This is a genomic window from Pseudarthrobacter enclensis, from assembly GCF_001457025.1.
Classification (GTDB): domain Bacteria; phylum Actinomycetota; class Actinomycetes; order Actinomycetales; family Micrococcaceae; genus Arthrobacter; species Arthrobacter enclensis.
Genome location: NZ_KQ758599.1, coordinates 181,070 through 196,855, shown reverse-complemented (window position 1 = coordinate 196,855; position 15,786 = coordinate 181,070). Strand labels below are relative to the sequence as shown.

Sequence of the window (15,786 nt, the reverse complement as noted above, 5' to 3'; positions counted from 1 at the left end):
GCCAGCAGACGCCGCCGGACCCGGCAGGCCTACTCCTTGTGCAGCTTGTCCTGGATCTTTCCGGCAACCTTTTCCATGGTGTTGGGCAGCTCGGTGGTGCCGTAGAACCGTGCATCGGGATGCGTGGGTGGGGGCATGGGAACTGTGGAATCCGGTGCGGCGACGTAGCTGAATTCACCCAGCCCGTCCGGGGTTGGGCCGCTGGCCCAGGAGCCCTCCGCAGCAGCCTGGCCGTCCGAGAAATTCCGGTATTGGTAGGCCACGTCCCTCATCTCTTTATCCAGCGGGAAGTTGCTGGGAACCGGGAAGTTCTCGCGGCCTTCCTCCTGCAGTTCCTTGGCCGCCGCCACCCATTGGTTCTGGTGCATGGTGTCGCGGGCCAGCAGGAAGGAAAGCATGTCCCTGATGCCGTGGTCATCGGTCATGTGGTAGAGCCGGGCCACCTGCAGCCTGCCCTGCATTTCGGCGTTGGCATTGGCCCAGAAGTCCGCCAGCAAATTTCCGCTGGCCGTGACATAGCTGCCCTGCCAGGGGTTGCCGTTGCTGTCCACGGGGCGGACGCCCGCACCGGCCACAATGGCGGACTGGACATCAGTGCCGCCCACGATGGCCGCCACTGTGGGGTCGGACTGGACTGCATCCTCGGTGATTCCCAGCGGCGCCTTCTCCAGCAGCTGGGCGATCATGGTGGCCAGCATTTCGACGTGGCCGAATTCCTCGGCCCCGATGCCGAACAGCATGTCCCGGTACTTGCCGGGCATGTGGGCGTTCCAGGCCTGGAAGGAGTACTGCATGGCGACGGTGATCTCGCCGTACTGGCCACCGAGCACCTCCTGCAGCTTGCGGGCGTAGACGGCGTCCGGCTTGTCCGGGGTGGCTTTGTACTGAAGTTCCTGCTTGTGAAAGAAAACCATGAGTATGACCTCTCGGGTTCACATTGGGATGGTGTGGAACCGGTCAGTTCCGGTGCTGCCGAATTTAATCAGCATGCTTACTATCTTGCGGGACCTCCCTCCGTTTTTCCAGTGTTCTGCCGTTCCGGTGCAGGAGGAACCCGGCTGCGGCCAGCGCTGCGCTCACCCCGAGGAAGCCCAGGTCCCAGGCCAGGGGGCCGCCCAGGTCGTCCCGCACGTGGTGGATACCCAGCAGCTGGTGGTTCACTAGCCCCTCCACGATGTTGAATATGCCCCAGCCAGCAAGGACCAGGCCGGCATGGAAGCGCCACCCGGCGGAAAGCCTGCGCTGCCTGCGGGCCCTTACGGCGAGAACTGCGGCAGCGACCACCAGCACCCACATGGCGCTGTGGAAGAGTCCGTCCGCCAGCGTGTTCAGCTCCAGGCCGGGCACCGTTGTGGTGTTCCCGGCCTCCGTATGGCTCAGCATGTGGTGCCATTGGAGCAACTGGTGGAGGACAATTCCGTCCACGAAGCCGCCTACCCCCAGGCCAAACACGAACGCCGGAGCTGCCGCCGGCCCGTGGTGGCCCTCACCTGCTTTCCGTGGCACTTCCGTACCCCCTTCGTTAGGTGCGCCGGCTGCTTAGCCCCTACCCGCCGTCGGACGCTTCAACCATCCGCGCCTACCCTGCCTGCGGGGCGTCAGCCCAGGAGACCGAGCAGCACTCCGCCGGCAGCTCCCACCAGCACCACGGCCAACGGCGGCGCCTTCCAGGCGGTCAGCAGCACGAAGCAGACCAGGCCCAGGCAGAACGGGCCGGGCCCGGTGATGGCCGTGGTGAACAACGGGTTGTAGAGGGCGGCAGCGAGAATGCCCACCACGGCCGCGTTGGCGCCGCGCATCAGGGCCTGCGCCCCCGGCCGGGAGCGCCACGAGTCCCAGAACGGCAGCACGCCGGTAAGCAGGAGGAAGCCGGGCAGGAAGATTCCGGCCAGCGCGACGGCGGCACCCGCCACGCCGCCCGGACCGAACGCGGACGCCGTGCCCAGGTAGGCCGCGAAGGTGAAGAGGGGGCCGGGGACCGCCTGCGTCGCACCGTACCCGGCCAGGAACTGCGGGTTGGTGACCCAGCCGGGCTCCACCACGCCGGACTGCAGCAGCGGCAGGACCACGTGGCCGCCGCCGAACACCAGCGCCCCGGCCCGGTAGAACGCCTCGAACAGGGTGAGTCCCGGCGAGCCGGCTGCGGGGGCCAGCAGCGGCAGGCCGAACAGGAGGAGGGCGAACAGGACCAGGCAGCCGATTCCCACGGCCCGGCTGACCGGGAAGCTCATCTGCCCCGGCAAGGCGGCTGTTGCTTGCCGGCAGAAGACCAGTCCCGCGAGCGCTCCGAGCAGGATGGCCGCAATCTGCCCCAGCGAGCCGGCCAGCAGGATGGCCAGCAGTGCTGCCGCAACGGCGATTCCGGCGCGGGAACGGTCCGGCGTCAATGTCCGGGCCATTCCCCACACCGCCTGCGCCACGATGGCCACTGCCACGATCTTCAGGCCGGTGAGGATGCCGGCGCCGATCACGCCCTGGAACACGGAGGCGCCCAGCGCGAAGGCCACCAGCAGGGCCGCGGACGGCAGCGTGAAAGCCGTGAAGGCGGCCAGGGCGCCGAGGGAGCCGGCGCGGTGCAGCCCCAGTCCGAATCCCACTTGGCTGGACGCGGGCCCGGGGAGGAACTGGCACAGCGCCACCAGGTCCGCGTACTCCCTGTCGTTGACCCAGGCACGCCGCCGGACCAGTTCGTCACGGAAGTAGCCCAGGTGCGCAACGGGGCCGCCGAACGAGGTGACCCCGAGCTTGAGGAACACCCGGAAGACTTCCCCGGCGGATCCGCGGGCCGTGTCCGGCGTCGGGCCTGTCATGGCGCCGTCCGGGCCGGTGCGGCGGCGGCGCAGGCAGGGGCCGGGCGGGTCTGCGGAGGGGTCATGGCCCCATTATGCAGTGCATTGACAGGGGCCAATGACCATTGCTCCACTGGTAGGGCGTACGCCCGCTGGCGGGTCACTCCTGCAGCGCCGACCCTTCGAGGAGAACCCATGAGCAACGAACAGCTGATCATCATCGGCTCCGGCCCCGCGGGCTACACGGCCGCCATCTATGCCGCCCGGGCCGGCCTGGCGCCGCTGGTCCTGGCCGGTTCCGTCACCGCCGGCGGAGCGCTGATGAACACCACCGAGGTGGAGAACTTCCCGGGCTTCCCGGAGGGCGTGCAGGGGCCGGAGCTGATGGACGGGCTGCAGCAGCAGGCGGAAAAGTTCGGCGCCAAGGTGGTGTTCGACGACGCCACGTCCGTGGACCTCAAGGGTTCCGCGAAGCGGGTGGTCACCGGAGCCGGCGAGACCCATTCCGCGCCGGCCGTCATCCTCGCCACGGGCTCGGCCTACAAGGAGCTGGGCCTGCCGGAGGAGAAGAAACTCAGCGGGCACGGCGTCTCCTGGTGCGCCACCTGCGACGGGTTTTTCTTCCGCGAGCAGGACATCATCGTGGTGGGCGGCGGCGACTCCGCCATGGAGGAAGCGACCTTCCTGACGCGGTTCGGGAAGTCCGTGACCGTCGTCGTCCGCAAGGGCGAACTGCGCGCCTCCCGCATCATGGCGCAGCGGGCCAAGGACAACCCCAAGATCCGGTTCGAATGGAACTCCGCCGTCACCGCCATCCACGGCGACACCAAGGTCACCGGCGTCACCCTGACGGACACCCGCTCGGGCGGGACCCGGGAGCTGGGGGCCACCGGCATCTTCGTGGCGATCGGCCACCTGCCGCGCACTGAGCTGGTGGCCGGCCAGGTGGACCTGGACGCGGAGGGCTACATCAAGGTGGACTCCCCCACGACGGTGACCAACCTCGCGGGCGTTTTCGCCTGCGGCGACGCCGTGGACCACCGCTACCGGCAGGCCATCACCGCCGCCGGCACGGGCTGCGCCGCGGCCCTTGACGCCGAACGCTATCTGGCGGCGCTGGACGACGCCGCCAGCATTGCCACCGCGCTGGTGGAAGAACCCACCCACGGCTGAACTATCGCGCCACCCGCTGTCATTTGGGGCTTGTCGGCGAAAAATATATAAGTAGACTTATTATATTCAGCCAGCGAGGAGAGGGAGAGGCAGCGCCCCTCCCCGGGGAACCCTCCGCACCCCGAGGAGGTTACCCATGTCCCGCAAGCCCAAGGCCCCCGTGTCCATCAGCGAGGAAGTGGCCCTCCTGGAGCTGCAGCTTCAGGCCCTGGAGATCATTGAAGACATCCTGCGTTCCAACGACCCTGCCGAAGCCGAGGCGCGGGAGTCCCTGCGGCAGCAGGTAGCCCGCAGTCCCGGCCAGCCGCAGCGGGCCTTACTGGTGCACATGCTCACCATCCGGCGCAGCAACCTCAGCTGACACAGAAAAAACACCCTGCCGAAACACTGCGGCAACCTCCTCCCGGCAAGCTGGTCCTGTACGGGGACACAACCAGCAGGAGGCATCGCATCATGGAGGCACAGGGAGTACACACGGACCAGCTCCACATTGGAGACACCATCGAGGCGTGGCACCGGGGGAGGCTGTTCCACCGCGGCCGCGTGACCGGCGTCGTGCCCCACCTTGACCTGTTCTGGATCCTGGACGCGCGGACCGGCACCCGCAAGCTGCTGGACCCGGAAGCGCTGGAGATCCGGCACATCGACGAGCCTGCAGAACCGCTCCTGGGGCTCTCCCCCGCGTAGCCGGCCCGGTCCTACCGGCGGTCCTGGTAGACGTCCGGGATGCCATCCTGGTCTGCATCCACCTTTTCCAGCTCCTCCGCCTGCCGGTACTGCCGGTTCCGGGTCCGGAGCACGGCGGTGGCCAGCAGCGCGGCGAGCAAGGACGCTGCGAGGATGCCCACCTTGGCATGGTCATCGTGCAGGCTCCCTTGGCCGAAGCTGAGCTCGGCCACCAGCAGTGACACGGTGAAGCCGATGCCGGCCAGCAGTGCCACGCCGAAAATATCGATCCATTTGAAGGAACTGTCCAGTGTCGCCCGGGTGGCCTTGGTCAGGATCCAGGTGGTGCCCAGGATGCCGATGGGCTTGCCCAGCACCAGGCCCGCGATGATGCCCAGCGCCACGGGATCGGCCAGCGCCGAGATGAGCCCGTCCCAGCCGCCCACGGCGACGCCGGCCGAGAAAAACGCGAAGATGGGCACGGCAATCCCCGCCGAGATGGGCCGGAACCGGTGTTCGAAGATTTCCGCGAGCCCCGGCCCGGCCTCCGGGCCGCCGCTGGCCTGGGAACGGATCACCGGCACGGCGAAGCCCAGCAGGACACCCGCCACCGTGGCGTGGATGCCGGAGGCATGCACCAGCGCCCAGGTGACGATGCCCAGCGGCAGCAGGATGAGCCAGGCACTGGCTGCGTGGCGGCCGAAGAACCGGCGGTATTTGTGCGCCAGGAATGCGTAGACAGCGAGGGGAACCAGCGCCAGCAGCAGCGGCCCGACCTGCAGATCGCTGGTGTAGAAAAACGCGATGATGCTGATGGCGATGAGATCATCCACCACCGCCAGCGTCAGCAGGAAGATCCGCAGCGCACTGGGCAGGTGGGATCCGATGATTGCCAGGACGGCCACGGCGAAGGCGATGTCCGTGGCGGTGGGAATGGCCCAGCCGCGGAGGGTTTCCGGGCTGGCAAAGTTCACGACGCCGTAAATCACCGCCGGGACAACCACGCCTCCCGCCGCGGCCGCCACCGGAACAATCGACTTTCGCAGGTCGCGCAGGTCCCCGGCGACGAACTCGCGTTTCAGTTCCAGTCCCACCAGGAAGAAGAAGATGGCCAGCAGGCCGTCGGCAGCCCAGGCGCCCAGGCTGAGTTCCAGGTGCCAGGGTTCGTAGCCGACCTTGAAGTCACGCAGGGCGAAGTAGCTGTCCGACGCCGGCGAGTTGGCCCAGATGAGGGCGATCACGGCGGCGGCCACCAGGAGGGCGCCGCCCACGGTTTCCTTGCGGAGGATCTCGCCGATGCGCAGGGCTTCGGCGTAGGAGCCGCGGCCCAAGATGGTCCGGCGGGGAGAAGATGGGGGTGGGGTGGTGCCGGACTGCGGCTGCTGCGGCTGCGGGGCGGAGGTCACTGAGGTGTCCTGCCTTTCGGGGTCGACGAATCTGTTGCCGACCAGACTTCCCGGCGCACCTTTGTCCATCCTACCGACCGCAGCTGCCGGGAACAGAATGCGGCCCCGCTCCCCCGGAACACGGGGCCGCCGGTTCAGCGCAGTTACCTGGCCAGGAAGTCGATGACGGCCCGGTTCCATTCGTCCGCGTGGCTCACGTTGCAGCCGTGCGGCCCGCCCCGGATGACGTGGACCTCGCTGTCAGCCAGGGCAGCGTGGGTCCGATCGCCGGAGCCTTCGTACGGGACGGTGGCATCGCCGTCGCCATGGATTACCAGGGCCGGGACGGTGACTTCCTCCAGGTCGCCGCGGAAGTCCGTTTCACCGAAGGCCGCCATGCACGCCAGCGCGGCTTTCCGGTCCGCCTGCCCGCACAGGGCCACGGCTTCCTTGCGCTGGACCTCACTGACCTTGAGGTCCCCGCCGACCGAAAAGAAGTCGCGGGTGAAGGCGTCGTAGAAGGCGGCCTCATCCTCGGCCAGGTCCCGCGCCATCCCGTCGGCCTGCTCGCGGGTCAGGGGCCCGTCCGGGTTGTCCACGGACTGCATCAGGTACGGCGGAACGGCGGAGGCGAACACAACGCTGCGGATGCGGCCGGCCCCGTAGATGCCGAGGTAGCGGGCCACTTCGCCGCCGCCCATGGAGAACCCCACCAGGGTGGCGTCGCTGAGTTCCAGCTGTTCCAGCACCTTCTGCAGGTCCTCGGCCAGGACATCGTAGTTGTAGCCGGCCGGGGGTTTGTCGCTGCGGCCGAAGCCGCGGCGGTCATAGGTGATGACGCGGTAGCCCGCCTCCTGCAGCGCCGGGACCTGGTTCCTGAAGGATTCGCCGGAGAGCGGCCAGCCATGGATCAGGACCACGGGCCTGCCGGTGCCGCCGGTATCGTCCACGTGCAGCTTGATGTTCCCGAACAGTCCGTGATGTGCAGTAACTGCGGTCATGGGCCCACCTTTCAGGGCGTTTGGCCGGGCTTCGGGTGAAGCCCGCACGTCCGGCATTCGTGGTCATGCCGTCCCTGGGATGGGTGCTAATTTTTCGGGAGTCGGGCGTCAGCCCGCCCTGCGGCCCGCGGTGGAGGCACGCACGGACGACGGCGTGGGCCGCTGTCCGGGGGCCGGCTTCACCTCGCGCGGGGCTGCTCCGGCCCCCGCTTTGCCCAGGCTTTCGGCCTGGATCGCCATGACGGCCCGGTCCAGGAACTGGCGTGCGTCCACCGAGTTGGCCAGCTGGACCAGCTCCGCCGCGACGGCCACGAGCTTGACGTTGCGGTGGCTGCTGGCGGTCACCAGCAGCTTGAACGCATCATCGGACCCCACCTTCAGCTGGGCCATGAGGATCCCGCGGGCTTGGTCGATGACGGTCCGCGTGGACGTGGCTCCGGCCACGGCGTCGCGGGCGGTCTGTTCGGTTTCGCGCTGCAGGGTTGAGGTGAGGTCCACCATGACGCCCTCAATGACGGACACCTTGCCGTCCGGGCCCAGGATCCCCTCGCCGGAGGACAGCACCCGTCTGGTCTTGCCCCGGGAATCGATGATCCGGTGGTACATGCAGAAGTAGCCGCCGGTCCGGGCCACCTGGGCCACGATCTCCTCGCACCGCGGCCGGTCCTCGGGGTGCTTGTGCGAGAAGAGCAGCTCCAGCGTGGGGACCACGTCGCCGCGGCGGTAGCCGTGCAGCTGGTACATCCCGTCGGACCAGGTGAGCTTCCATCCGTCCACTTCGGCCTTGTACGTCCCGGCGACGCAGTCATCGTCCCCCAGGGCGCTCGAGTACGTGTACGGACCGCGCAGGACAGTCACAGGGCCACCTCCATGTAGCATCCGGCCTGCAGCCGATGGATCCGTGGCTGCTGGTCTATATATAAGTATGGCCGGGGCGAGATTAAGTTGGTAGCCGGGCCGCTTCATCTTCGTACCCCCTTGACTCTCATACCCCCCAGGGGTATATTTTCCGTGTTGTCAGTGAAGTGGTATGTCCCGGCCGGCGCCTTTGGAGCACGGCCTTCACAGCCGTTCAACCCCAGCGCCCTGCTTGTCCGGAATCTTCCTGAGCCAAGAAAAGGAACTGACATGACCACCGGGAACCGCACCCCGCTCCCCCTCCTCTCCTCTGGCTGCTGCTGCGCTCCCGCCGGCAAACCGCCCGTGCCGCCCGCCGCCGTCGGCCCTTCCCCCGGCGCGCGCCCACTGGTGGTGCCCGTCCAGCCGACGCGCGCCCGCTTCCGGCGCTGACCAGGCGACGCCCGCCCACCTGTGGCGGCGTTCGCTCAACCCAAGCTCACCCATCAGGGCCCCGGGCCCGCCGTCCTCGAAGGAGGACCCCTTGCAGGACCACACCCAGCACCACCAGCACGGACACCATGACGACGCCGGCACCACGTCGCGCAGCGCCGTCACCGAAGCCCCTTCCGCGCACGCCAACGCACATCCCCACCCGACGGGCCATGACCATGGCGGTGACCACGCCGTCCACACGTCCGGCCAGCACGCCGGCCACAGCACCGCCATGTTCAGGAACCGGTTCTGGCTGACGCTGGCGCTGTCCGTCCCGGTGGTGTTTTTCAGCCCCATGATGGGGCACCTCCTCGGCTACATGCCGCCCGAATTTCCCGGCTCGGCCTGGATCCCGCCCGTCCTGGGGACCGTGATCTTCCTGTACGGCGGCCAGCCGTTCCTCCGGGGCGGCCTGCAGGAACTCAAGGACCGGCGGCCGGGCATGATGCTCCTGATCGCCATGGCCATCACGGTGGCATTCGCCGCCTCATGGGTCACCAGCCTGGGGCTCGGCGGCTTCGACCTGGATTTCTGGTGGGAACTGGCCCTGCTGGTGGCCATCATGCTGCTGGGCCACTGGATCGAGATGCGTGCCCTCGGTTCCGCGCAGGGAGCCCTCGATGCCCTGGCCGCGCTGCTTCCCGACGAAGCCGAACGCGTCACCGGCGCCGGCACCGAAACCGTGCCCGTCTCCGAACTCCGGCCCGGCGACCTGGTCCTGGTGCGGCCTGGCGCCCGGATGCCCGCCGACGGGACCGTGGCGGACGGCAGGGCGGAGTTCGACGAATCGATGATCACCGGCGAGTCCAGGACCGTGGCCCGAGGCCCCGGCGACGCCGTGGTGGCCGGGACGGTTGCCACGGATACCGGCGTCCGGGTCCGGGTGACGGCCGTGGGCGACGACACCGCCCTGGCGGGAATCCAGCGGCTCGTGGCGGAGGCGCAGGCGTCGTCGTCGCGTGCCCAGGCGCTGGCCGACCGGGCTGCGGCCTTCCTCTTCTACTTCGCAGCCGGCGCCGGCGTGCTCACGTTCATTGCCTGGACCCTGCTGGGCAGTGTTCCGGAGGCCGTCACCCGGACCGTCACGGTCCTGGTCATTGCCTGCCCCCACGCGCTGGGCCTGGCCATTCCGCTGGTGATCGCCATCTCCACCGAGCAGGCCGCCCGCGCCGGGGTGCTGATCAAGAACCGGATGGCCCTGGAACGGATGCGGACCGTGGACGTGGTGCTTTTCGACAAGACCGGAACCCTCACCAGGGGCGAGCCCGAACTCCGTGACCTCGCCGCCGTGGAGTCGGTGGACCCGGACGAGCTGCTGGCCCTGGCCGCCGCCGTCGAATCAGACAGCGAACACCCGGTGGCCCGCGCCATCGTCCGGGCCGCCCGGGAGCGCGGCCTTCCGGTCCCCGCAGCCTCCGGGTTCTCGTCCCTGGCGGGCCGCGGCGTCCGTGCCGGCGTGGACGGACGCACCCTGCACGTTGGCGGGCCGGCGCTCCTGCGCGAGCTTGGCGCCGTCGAACCTGCCGCCCTGGCCGCCACCACGCACGGCTGGCGGGAGCGCGGCGCGTCCGTCCTGCACGTGCTCGACGGCGGCCGCGTCCTGGGTGCCGTGAGCTTGGAGGATGCGGTGCGGCCCGAGTCGCGCCAGGCTGTCGAGGCGCTGCAGAACCGCGGCGTCAAGGTGGCCATGGTCACCGGCGACGCGTGGCAGGTGGCCCGGGCGGTGGCGGCGGACCTGAACATCGACGAGGTCTTCGCCGAGGTCCTGCCCGCGGACAAGGACAAGAAAGTGGCAGAGCTGCAGGGCCGCGGACTGAAGGTGGCCATGGTGGGCGACGGCGTCAACGACTCCCCCGCGCTGGCCCGGGCCGAGGTGGGCATTGCGATCGGCGCGGGGACGGACGTGGCCATGGAATCGGCCGGCGTGGTGCTGGCCGGCAACGATCCCCGCGCCGTGCTGTCCATGGTGGACCTCTCCCGGGCCAGCTACCGCAAGATGTGGCAGAACCTGGTGTGGGCCACCGGCTACAACATCCTCTCCGTGCCGTTGGCCGCCGGCGTCCTGGCGTTCGCCGGCGTGGTCCTCTCCCCCGCGGCCGGTGCCGTGCTGATGAGCGCTTCCACGATCGTGGTGGCCCTCAACGCGCAGCTGCTGCGGCGGCTCAAGCTCAACCCTGCGGAGGTGCGTTGATGCCGCGGACCCGCGGGTGGCACCCTGCCCTCCCGGCCACCTGGGCCGGTGTGTTCCGGCGTGCCGGGCTGGATGTTGCGGTGCTGGCCATCGTGGCCGGGATCCTCGGGATGCATGTCCTGACGGCCAGCCACTCGGGTCATGCCGGCCATGGCGGGCATGCCGTCGCCGGCGAACCTGTTGCACGGGCAACTTTGGGGTCAGCGCACTCCGGGCACGCGCACGCCGGGCACGCTGAGGCGGGGCACCCGGGCGGGCACGCCGCCGTCGTGCTTTCCACGGCCGAGATGTCCGGAATGTCCGGCATGTCCGGGGGCAGTGACACCTGCGCACCCTCCTGCCCCGACGCCCGGGAGGCCGGTCCGTCCTGCACCCCGTTGGCCGCGGCCGGCTCGCTGGCCGCGCTTCCGCCGGCGGCCATGCCGGGTGCCCGGCCTGAAACCCCATCCGTTTCCCGCGGGGACGGCGGCTACGCCTACATTGTTCCCAGCCCTTCACCCTGCGAGCTGTCCATCAGCCGGACGTAGGCCGGACTGCGCCGCGTGGCCGCCCACGCACATGGACAGTTCCCCCTACCTGAAGGACCAGCAATGACCACGAACATCAAGACCCTGACCGCCGCCGCCGTCCTGGCAGCCGCCCTTGGCCTGGCCGGGTGCGCAGCCGATTCCGGATCCTCCGGGATGCCTATGAACCACGGCAGCTCCGGCCCCATGTCCAGCGCCATGCCGGACGCCAGCTCGGACCACAACCAGCCGGACATCATGTTTTCCCAGATGATGATGCCGCACCATGCACAGGCCGTGGAGATGAGTGACATCATCCTCGCCAAGCCCGGTGTGCCCGCGCCCGTGGCGTCCCTGGCCACCCGCATCAAGGAGGCACAGGCCCCGGAAATCGAGCAGATGCGCGGCTGGCTGGAGGACTGGAAGGTGCCCACCATGATGGACGACCACTCCGGCCACGGCGGCGGAATGGGCGGCATGGTGGATGAGGACGGCATCTCCAGGCTCAAGGCAGCCGAGGGAACCGATGCCGCGCGGCTGTTCCTCGAGCAGATGATCGGCCACCACGAGGGCGCCATCGACATGGCCCAGCAGGAAATCGGTGCAGGAAAGTACCCGGCCACCGTCCAGCTGGCCCGGGACATCGTGAAGGCGCAGGAAGCGGAAATAACCGAAATGAAGCAGCTCTTGACCACCCTTTAGGGCACTCCCGCTGCGGGCCGCGCCCGCCGTCCGCTGGATGGTGGGCGCGCGCCGCGGTGAGCGCGGCGGAAGGTGGGCGGCCCCGCGGGGTGGGGCGGCCGCCGTCGGGCATGCGCGTGTTAAGTTGAGAGACACGGGCCACATGGTCCCGGTACCGGCTGGAAAGAGTAACTTCCCTTGGACATCCCCGCACCAGTAAGAATCCTCACCGTCTGCACCGGTAACATCTGCCGGTCCCCGGTGGCCGAGCGGCTGCTGCAAACAGGACTCAACCAGGTGGTTCCGGGCGGGTTCGAGGTGGCCAGCGCCGGCACCCGGGCCATGGTGGATGATCCCATGCAGCCCATTTCGGCGGACATCGTGCGGACCTTCGGCGGCACACCGGACGGGTTTGTAGCCCGGCAGCTCACCCCACGGATCCTCCGCGGCGTTGATCTGGTGCTCACCATGACCTCCGGCCACCGCGGCGAGGTCCTGCAGCAGGACGCCTCCATGCTGAAGCGGACCTTCACCATCCGCGAGTTCGCCCGGATGCTCGACGTCCTGGACGCCCGGGCCACGGAACATCCCGGCGCCGGGCCGGACGACGCCGACCCGCTGGCCGCGAACACCGCCTACTGGCGGAGCCTCCCCGCGCGGGCCGCCGGTGTACGGCACCTGGCCCTGCCGGCGGACCCGTCCGAGAACGACATCATCGACCCCTACCGCCGCTCCCCCGAGGTGTACCGGCAGATGGAGGACGAGCTGGCCCCCGCCATCATCTCCATCCTGCGGCACGCCCGCCTGAACGATCCGGTGAGCGGGAACGTTCCGCAGTAGCCGCCGCCGGCACGGACCCGGGACGCACCCCGGACTTCGGAAAGCGTTCGACGGCGGCGCCCGGCGTGGCAGGGCCGGCCGCCAAAACCTGACCTGCGCCGGCACCAGTACAGCCCCGGAATCCGGCAGGTGACAGTTTGGCCACGGCTGTAGCCAACCGGCGGCCCGGGGGCGGACACTGATCCCACCACAGTCACGGTGAGGTGAGGGGCACTATGAGCATGCCAGGCGGTACCGACCCATCAAGCTCCCACCCGCACGGCCGCTGGATGGTGGCGCACGGCCGCCGCCGCTGGATCGCCGCCCTGCTGGCGCTGGTCCTGCTGGCCGCCGCCGTCGTGGCCGTGGTGAGCCTCAACCGGGCGGGCAACCAGGCGCCACCCGCCGCCCAGCCAAGCGCCACGCCCAGCGAAACAGCAACACCGTCGGAAACCCCCTCCACCACCCCGCCGCCGGCACCGGCAGCCCCTCCCCCGCCGCCGCCCATCGCCGAACTGCCCCCAGGCGCCATGAACATCCTGGTGATCGGCAGCGACATCCGCGGCGGCACCCCGGCACGGGACGCCGCAGCCCACACCGCCGCCACCGGCGAAGCCCAGGACCATCGCGCGGACACCCTGATGGTGGTCCATGTCCCGGCGGACCGCAGCACGCTGTATTTCATCTCGATCAACCGCGACACGTGGGTGGACATCCCCGGTTACGGTGGCGCCAAGATCAATGCCGGCCTGGAGTACGGCGGCATCGACATGCAGACCGCGGCGGTCCAGCAGCTGCTGGGCATCACCATCAACCACACCCTGATGCTGGACTTTGGCGGGTTCAAGCTGCTGGTGGACGGGCTGGGCGGCATCGACGTGAACGTGCCCTTCCCGTTCCAGGCCTCCATTGAGACCCAGCACGTCTTCGCCGCCGGGATGAACCACCTGGACGGGCAGGCGGCGCTGGAGTTCGTCCGCGAGCGCTACGCCTTTTCCGACGGCGACTTCCAGCGGGTGCGCAACCAGCAGATCATGCTCCGCGCCGTCCTGGCCCGCCTCACTGCCGGCGGCGCCCTCAACGACGTCACGGCGGTACGGTCCCTGGTGGACTTTGCCTCCTGCTGCCTCACCGTGGACAAGGGCTTCGACCCCGTCCAGGCGGCCATCCTGGCGTACAGCCTGCGGAACCTGAACACCGGCGCGATCGGCACCATGACACTTCCGACCACGGGCTCCGGATTCGTTGCCGGGCAGTCCGTGCTCTTCCCGGATTACGGCGCCATCGCCGCCGTCGGGGCTGCACTGCGTGAGGGCCGGATCGGCGAGTTCGCCAAGCCGTAGTGGTTGCGGGTGCCCATCCCTGCGCAATGAACCCGGGGTTCACCGCGCAGGGACTGCCCCGGCGTAATGAGCTCCGGCATCGCTGCGTCGGCGCGCCCACGCTCCCGGGAACCGCCCCCGCTGTTCAGCCCCGGCTTACCCGCCGTTCACCCCGCCGCCAAAACCCGTGTGCCTGGCAGCGGAAAGCTGGCCGGCATGACTGATCTTTCCCGCCGCACCGTCGTCAAGGGGTCCGTGCTCGCAGCCGCCCTCGCCTCCGTCCCCGCCGCCGCGAACGCCGCAGCACCGGCCATCCGGCAGTCCCCCGGGACTGTGGCCCTGGTCCGCAACCGGCTTACCCTGCCCAGCGGGATCGCCACCGGGGACGTCACCTCGGACTCGGCGGTCCTGTGGTCCCGGGCCTCTGCGGCAGGCCGGATGCAGGCGGTCCTGCGGGCAGTGGACGACGCCGGGCAGGTCCTGCGCGGGCGCGGCGCCTTTGAGCGGGTCCTCCGCGGTCCCCGGGCCACCCAGGCGTCCGACTTCACCGCCAAGATCCATGCCGGCAACCTGCCCTCCAACACCAGGTTTGCGCTGGAAATCAGCTTCGAGGACGACGGCGGCGCGGCAGGTGAAACGGTCCGCGGCACCTTCCGCACGGCCCCGGACACCGGCGCGGTCAACGGCAAGGGCCGCACCGGCGGGACGGGCAACGGCGGCAACGTCCCGGCGTCGTACGCGCAAAGCTTCGTGTGGACCGGGGACACCGCCGGCCAGGGCTGGGGCATCAACGAGGAGATCGGCGGCATGCGCGGCTACCGGGCCATGCACCAGACCCGTCCCGACTTCTTCATCCACTCCGGCGACACCGTGTACGCGGACGGGCCCATCGCCGAGACCGTAGTGGAAAAGGACGGGCAGGTGTGGCGGAACCTGGTGACCGAGGAAGTGTCCAAGGTGGCCGAAACGCTCACCGAATTCCGCGGCCGGCACCGCTACAACTCCCTGGACGCCAACATGCGCGCCATGTTCGCCGACGTGCCGGTGATCGCCAACTGGGATGACCATGAGACCACCAACAACTGGTACCCGGGTGAGGTCCTGGACGATCCCCGCTACACCGTCCGGGACGTCAACACCCTCGCCGCCCGCGGCCGGCAGGCCTGGCAGGAGAACATGCCCATCGCGGACAGCAGCGCACTGTGGCGGCCCGGCACGTTCGACGACGCCGGCCAGTACCAGCCGGCCCGCATCTACCGGAAAATCTCCCGCGGCCCTCAGCTGGACATCTTCTGCCTCGACATGCGCACGTTCAAATCGCCGAACACGGACGGCAAGGAGGCCTATACCACCAACATCCTGGGCCAGGAGCAGGTGGACTGGCTGATCCGGGAGGTCTCGAAGTCCAAGGCCACGTGGAAGGTAATCGCGGCCGACCTGCCGCTGGGCATCGTCGTCCCGGACGGCGCGGTGAACCAGGAAAGCCTGGCCAACCGGGACAACGGCGCGCCCCTGGGCCGTGAGCTGGAGATCGCCGGGGTGCTCAGCGCGTTCAAGAGGAACCGCGTGAAGAACGTGGTGTGGCTGACCGCCGACGTCCACTACTGCGCCGCCCACCACTACTCCCCCGAGCGGGCAGCGTTCACCGACTTCGATCCGTTCTGGGAGTTCGTGGCCGGGCCCATCGCCGCCGGCTCCTTCGGCCCCAACGCGATGGACGGCACGTTCGGCCCCGAGGTGGTGTTCTCCAAGGCAGGCCGCTTCGCCGGGGAATCACCGCGCGACGGCGAAAACCAGTTCTTCGGGCACGTCCAGCTGGGCGAGGACAACAGCTTCACGGCCAGCCTCCGGAACGCGAACGGCGCCACCGTGTTCTCCAAGGTCCTCACCCCGGAGCGGTAGCCCGTCCGTTTAGCCTCCC

At 69.2% G+C, this 15,786-nt stretch carries 15 protein-coding genes; 9 read left to right on the top strand and 6 right to left on the bottom strand.

Annotation, left to right across the window (positions count from 1 at the left end; all coding sequences use genetic code 11):
• Positions 1-29 precede the first annotated feature (29 nt).
• The 3 genes from AS031_RS00890 to chrA all read right to left on the bottom strand — a co-directional run bounded on the left by AS031_RS00890 (position 30) and on the right by chrA (position 2,810).
• Positions 30-914 carry a manganese catalase gene (locus AS031_RS00890; protein WP_058266272.1) on the bottom strand — a complete coding sequence of 295 codons (885 nt, stop codon included), beginning with the start codon at positions 912-914 and terminating at the stop codon, positions 30-32.
• A 64-nt stretch (positions 915-978) separates the two neighbouring features.
• The gene (locus AS031_RS00885; protein WP_058266271.1) at positions 979-1,506 is read right to left on the bottom strand and encodes a DUF2243 domain-containing protein; all 528 of its coding nucleotides are present in this window, start codon (positions 1,504-1,506) and stop codon (positions 979-981) included.
• Positions 1,507-1,598: 92 nt separating this feature from the next.
• Positions 1,599-2,810: a chromate efflux transporter gene (gene chrA, locus AS031_RS00880; protein WP_058266270.1), complete on the bottom strand. Its 1,212-nt coding sequence runs from the start codon at positions 2,808-2,810 to the stop codon at positions 1,599-1,601.
• 174 nt (positions 2,811-2,984) lie between these two features.
• Between chrA and trxB the strand changes: the two genes are divergently transcribed.
• From trxB to AS031_RS00865, 3 genes are all read left to right on the top strand, one after another.
• Complete coding sequence (gene trxB / locus AS031_RS00875; protein WP_058266269.1) at positions 2,985-3,962, top strand: thioredoxin-disulfide reductase; 978 nt, start codon at positions 2,985-2,987, stop codon at positions 3,960-3,962.
• A gap of 136 nt (positions 3,963-4,098) precedes the next feature.
• Positions 4,099-4,323 (top strand): hypothetical protein, encoded by a 225-nt coding sequence (locus AS031_RS00870; RefSeq protein ID WP_058266268.1) that lies wholly within the window; start codon positions 4,099-4,101, stop codon positions 4,321-4,323.
• A 92-nt stretch (positions 4,324-4,415) separates the two neighbouring features.
• Positions 4,416-4,649, top strand: a complete 234-nt coding sequence (locus tag AS031_RS00865; RefSeq protein ID WP_058266267.1) for a hypothetical protein — start codon at positions 4,416-4,418, stop codon at positions 4,647-4,649.
• Between the two features lie 11 nt (positions 4,650-4,660).
• On the opposite strand, the gene nhaA is transcribed toward AS031_RS00865, so the two are convergent.
• The 3 genes from nhaA to AS031_RS00850 all read right to left on the bottom strand — a co-directional run bounded on the left by nhaA (position 4,661) and on the right by AS031_RS00850 (position 7,872).
• Positions 4,661-5,962 (bottom strand): Na+/H+ antiporter NhaA, encoded by a 1,302-nt coding sequence (gene nhaA / locus AS031_RS00860; RefSeq protein WP_218918342.1) that lies wholly within the window; start codon positions 5,960-5,962, stop codon positions 4,661-4,663.
• 215 nt (positions 5,963-6,177) lie between these two features.
• The gene (locus AS031_RS00855; RefSeq protein ID WP_058266265.1) at positions 6,178-7,014 is read right to left on the bottom strand and encodes an alpha/beta fold hydrolase; all 837 of its coding nucleotides are present in this window, start codon (positions 7,012-7,014) and stop codon (positions 6,178-6,180) included.
• Between the two features lie 108 nt (positions 7,015-7,122).
• Positions 7,123-7,872, bottom strand: coding sequence for a PAS and ANTAR domain-containing protein (locus AS031_RS00850; RefSeq protein ID WP_228379529.1), 750 nt, complete (start codon positions 7,870-7,872; stop codon positions 7,123-7,125).
• Between the two features lie 523 nt (positions 7,873-8,395).
• On the opposite strand from AS031_RS00850, the gene AS031_RS00845 reads away from it, so the two are divergent.
• The 6 genes from AS031_RS00845 (at position 8,396) to AS031_RS00820 (ending at position 15,767) form a co-directional block, all read left to right on the top strand.
• A complete protein-coding gene (locus tag AS031_RS00845) occupies positions 8,396-10,537 on the top strand; it encodes a copper-translocating P-type ATPase (protein ID WP_058266263.1) in 2,142 nt (713 codons plus the stop codon).
• Positions 10,537-11,064 carry a hypothetical protein gene (locus AS031_RS00840; protein ID WP_058266262.1) on the top strand — a complete coding sequence of 176 codons (528 nt, stop codon included), beginning with the start codon at positions 10,537-10,539 and terminating at the stop codon, positions 11,062-11,064. The genes AS031_RS00845 and AS031_RS00840 overlap by 1 nt, the downstream gene beginning before the upstream one ends.
• Before the next feature lie 63 nt (positions 11,065-11,127).
• Positions 11,128-11,745 carry a DUF305 domain-containing protein gene (locus tag AS031_RS00835; RefSeq protein WP_058266261.1) on the top strand — a complete coding sequence of 206 codons (618 nt, stop codon included), beginning with the start codon at positions 11,128-11,130 and terminating at the stop codon, positions 11,743-11,745.
• A gap of 177 nt (positions 11,746-11,922) precedes the next feature.
• A complete protein-coding gene (locus AS031_RS00830; RefSeq protein ID WP_058266260.1) occupies positions 11,923-12,564 on the top strand; it encodes an arsenate reductase/protein-tyrosine-phosphatase family protein in 642 nt (213 codons plus the stop codon).
• A gap of 215 nt (positions 12,565-12,779) precedes the next feature.
• Positions 12,780-13,886 (top strand): LCP family protein, encoded by a 1,107-nt coding sequence (locus AS031_RS00825; protein WP_058266259.1) that lies wholly within the window; start codon positions 12,780-12,782, stop codon positions 13,884-13,886.
• Positions 13,887-14,081: 195 nt separating this feature from the next.
• Entirely contained in the window at positions 14,082-15,767 is a 1,686-nt protein-coding gene (locus tag AS031_RS00820) for an alkaline phosphatase D family protein (RefSeq protein WP_058266258.1), read from the top strand.
• Positions 15,768-15,786 lie beyond the last annotated feature (19 nt).